Source organism: Novosphingobium sp. KN65.2 (assembly GCF_001368935.1).
Classification (GTDB): Bacteria; Pseudomonadota; Alphaproteobacteria; order Sphingomonadales; family Sphingomonadaceae; genus Novosphingobium; species Novosphingobium mathurense.
This window is the reverse complement of the sequence record NZ_CCBH010000191.1, coordinates 1-3,135: the sequence shown is the minus strand read 5'-3', so window position 1 is coordinate 3,135 and position 3,135 is coordinate 1. Positions and strand designations below refer to the sequence as shown.

The 3,135-nt window shown below is 62.2% G+C and carries 5 protein-coding genes; 3 read left to right on the top strand and 2 right to left on the bottom strand.

Features of this window, described 5'->3' with window-relative positions:
- The first annotated feature begins 82 nt into the window (after positions 1–82).
- From SPHV1_RS20090 to SPHV1_RS20080, 3 genes are read left to right on the top strand one after another with little or no spacing between them, the layout of a single operon-like run.
- Positions 83–364 carry a type II toxin-antitoxin system RelB/DinJ family antitoxin gene (locus SPHV1_RS20090; RefSeq protein WP_017501687.1) on the top strand — a complete coding sequence of 94 codons (282 nt, stop codon included), beginning with the start codon at positions 83–85 and terminating at the stop codon, positions 362–364.
- A complete protein-coding gene (locus SPHV1_RS20085; protein ID WP_026109291.1) occupies positions 333–653 on the top strand; it encodes a type II toxin-antitoxin system YafQ family toxin in 321 nt (106 codons plus the stop codon). The genes SPHV1_RS20090 and SPHV1_RS20085 overlap by 32 nt, the downstream gene beginning before the upstream one ends.
- A gap of 2 nt (positions 654–655) precedes the next feature.
- Positions 656–1,276 carry a histidine phosphatase family protein gene (locus tag SPHV1_RS20080; RefSeq protein WP_017501689.1) on the top strand — a complete coding sequence of 207 codons (621 nt, stop codon included), beginning with the start codon at positions 656–658 and terminating at the stop codon, positions 1,274–1,276.
- 33 nt (positions 1,277–1,309) lie between these two features.
- Here the strand turns inward: SPHV1_RS20080 and SPHV1_RS20075 are convergent, their stop codons facing one another.
- Positions 1,310–1,855 carry a recombinase family protein gene (locus SPHV1_RS20075; RefSeq protein ID WP_038292857.1) on the bottom strand — a complete coding sequence of 182 codons (546 nt, stop codon included), beginning with the start codon at positions 1,853–1,855 and terminating at the stop codon, positions 1,310–1,312.
- A gap of 707 nt (positions 1,856–2,562) precedes the next feature.
- Positions 2,563–3,135 (bottom strand): phospholipase A (locus SPHV1_RS20070; RefSeq protein ID WP_197277755.1); only part of this gene is annotated, 573 nt, incomplete at its 5' end.

Sequence of the window (3,135 nt, the reverse complement as noted above, 5' to 3'; positions counted from 1 at the left end):
GGGGGGGGGGCGCCGCCCCCTAGCCTGGATTGAAATTGTTGCTCAACTGAGCTACATTATCGGCTTGACTAAGGAGGTTCCAATGGCCGCTACCGCTTTCGTGCGCGCGCGCATCGACGAAACATTGAAGGATGAAGCCGCCGCCGTGCTGGCCGAGCTGGGGCTGACCGTCTCGGATGTGGTCCGCATGACCCTCACGCGGGTCGCCAAGGATCATGCGTTGCCGTTCGAGCTGAAGGTGCCGAACGCCGAGACGCGCGCCGCGATCGAGGCGTCCCGCGCGACGATGAAGGCTCGCCGCGCCCGTTTCACCGATGCCCAGGAAATGTTCGATGCCCTCGACCAAGAAGCCCGCCAGCAGTAAGCGGGCGGCGTTCCCAAGAGAGGCGTCCTACGAAAAAAGGTTCGTCAAGGATTGGGAGCGGCTGTCGCGCAGCGGGCGCTACAACATGAAACAGCTCAAGGAGGCGATGATGATGCTCATCGCCAACGACGCGCCGTTAGGCCCGGAATGGCTGGATCATCCGCTGAAAGGCGATTGGAGCGATCATCGCGAGTGCCATATCGGCGGCGATTTCCTGCTGATCTATACGATTGAGGGGAATCTGGTGAACTTCGTGCGCGCCGGCACTCATGCGGAACTGTTTGAATAGCCATGCGCGTAATCTTCATTCGCCACGGCGAATCTACCGGCAACGCCGGCGTGCCCTGCCACGATCTCGGCGCGATCGAGCTGACGGAGCTGGGCCAGGAACAGGCACGCGAAGTCGCGGCGAGCTGGATAGAAGCGCCCGCGCTCATCGTCACGTCGCCCTATACCCGCACGCAGCAGACGGCTGCGCCAACGATCGCGCGCTTTCCCGGCGTGCCGGTGGAAGTGTGGCCGATAGAGGAGTTCACCTATCTGCAACCGGCGCGCTGGAACGGCACGCGCAGCGCGGAGCGGATGCCGCACCTCGAACGCTATTGGAGCGCGGCCGATCCTGATTATTGCGACGGGGAAGGGGCGGAGAGCTTCGCCACCCTGCTCCGGCGCTGCGAGGCCGCGCTGGCGCGGCTCGCCGCCATGCCGCCCGCCTCGCTGGTCTATGTGTTCGGGCATGGGCAGTTCATCCAGGCCGCGCGCGCGATCGTGGCCGACGCTCATCTTGACGATCAGGCAAAGATGCGCGCCTTCTGGCGCAAGGGCGAGCCGCCAGCGATCAGCAACGCGCAGCGGGTAGGATTCCGCTGGCATGGCAGGCGCTGGGAATGTGCGCCGGCGATCGCCGCCTAAATCAACGCCAGAGAGGGCGGGGGGCGTCGCTCATCACCCCTGTAGCCGCGAAATCGTCGCTTGGCTGACGTTGAACAGCGCCGCGACCGATCGCTGGGTGTCGCCTGCGTCGAGCTTGCGCCGCGCCTCGGCCTGCTGGTGCGGGGTGAGGGCGCTCTTGCGGCCGAACTTGACCCCGCGCGCCTTGGCCTGGGCGCGGCCAGCGCTGGTGCGCTCGGCGATCCGCTGGCGCTCGTAGCTGGCCGCGACGCCTAGAACGGCAATCACAACTTCGGCGAGCTGCGAGGTCGTGTCCACCATCGGTTCGGCGATCGAGCGGAAGCCGGCCCCGGCCTCCTTTACCGCATGGAGGATGTTCAAGAGGTCGCGCGTGTTGCGGGCGAGGCGATCGGTCGCCGTCACCATCAGCACGTCGCCGGGATCGAGCGCGCCGATCGCGCGCTTGAGCTGGGGCCGCTCGGCCGACGCGCCGCTGATCTTCTCGCGGTAGATCTTCGCGCAGCCCGCCGCCTCAAGCTGGGCGAGCTGCTGGGCCAAATCTTGGCCGTTGGTGGAGACGCGCGCATAGCCGTAAATCATGGCGCGATTCTGCATCAGATTTTTGCATCAGGGAAGGGCACGGAAAAGCGCGGCTTTTGGTTTGATGCGAAACTTTTGACTTCGCACCAGAGCTTTTCCTGTGTGCCCTTTGGCGGGATAACCGAACACACCAGCATTGCTGTCGCTCGCTTAGTTCACGCAGACAGGCACCCTAATCGTATTCATTGGGCCTCCACCTGCGCTCGCTATATGACGAGTTTGCCAGACGGTACGGGTACACTTGCCCTTTTTACGGTTTTTGCTCGTCGGTTGTTCTCGAGGCGGGGGCGCTGAATTGGCTTGGCTATTCGCCGGTTCGCGTGGGGGACAGATACCTTGCCTTTCCATGATTTCGCGATGGCGCCTTCCCTGCTCACCGGCCCAGGCATCGGCCTTGGTTTTCCCTTCAGCCAGAAACCGCCGCTTGTATTCCGCCGTGAGGCGCGCCTTGTCTGCTGCGGGAATAGACGAGGAGGAGCAGCGAGGGATTTCTTCAGCGGATACAGGCAGCGACCAAAGCAAGACTGCCATAGTAGTGGCAGCAATAAAAATACGTAACATGGCAATCTCCCGATCATCTCATGAATTCTCAAACAGACTCTTACGCCGTTGGCCTTCCGATGATGCATAAATCACTTTTGCATCAGGGTAAGGGGACGTCCAACGCCGGGCCCGCTACCTTACGATAGATTCTGCCCGGTTCCGGATTAGCGGACGATAGCGACCCCAAGCCGCAGTCGTGTCGCCTTGCGGTCATAATCGAGCAGATTTTCGCCATAGCCAGCAAAGGCTTGGCCGAAGACATAGACGTTGAGGTTGGTGTCAACGATCTTGTCCAGCGGATAGGAAAGCTCAGCGTCTATTGCGCCCTTGCCCGACGAGAAATTAATGCGGCTGTTGGTAGTCAGTCGCAGCCCGTCGTCACGGCCAAACTCCGCGAACAAGGACGTGTGGCCGCGATAGCGTTTCACATCCGGATTGTCTTCAAGGTCACCGACATAGAAGGAGTAGCGCGGGCCCAGCGACAGCTTGTAGTCTCCGATCGGTATCGTCGCCACAGGCTGGACATAGAGGGTGTTGAGGCTGCGCGACGCCAACCCATCGCGGCCGTTGGACTCATGGCGCAGCCCCGCCTGTCCGCCGAACGCCAATGTGCCCTTCGATACGGCCGGTAGCAGGTAGAAAAGTTCGGGCATGAAATCGATGTTACGGAAGGGCGAAGAATCCCCGCCCAGATCCCAGAACAGGCGCTGGGTATAGGGCCCAGTCGGCCCGAAGCT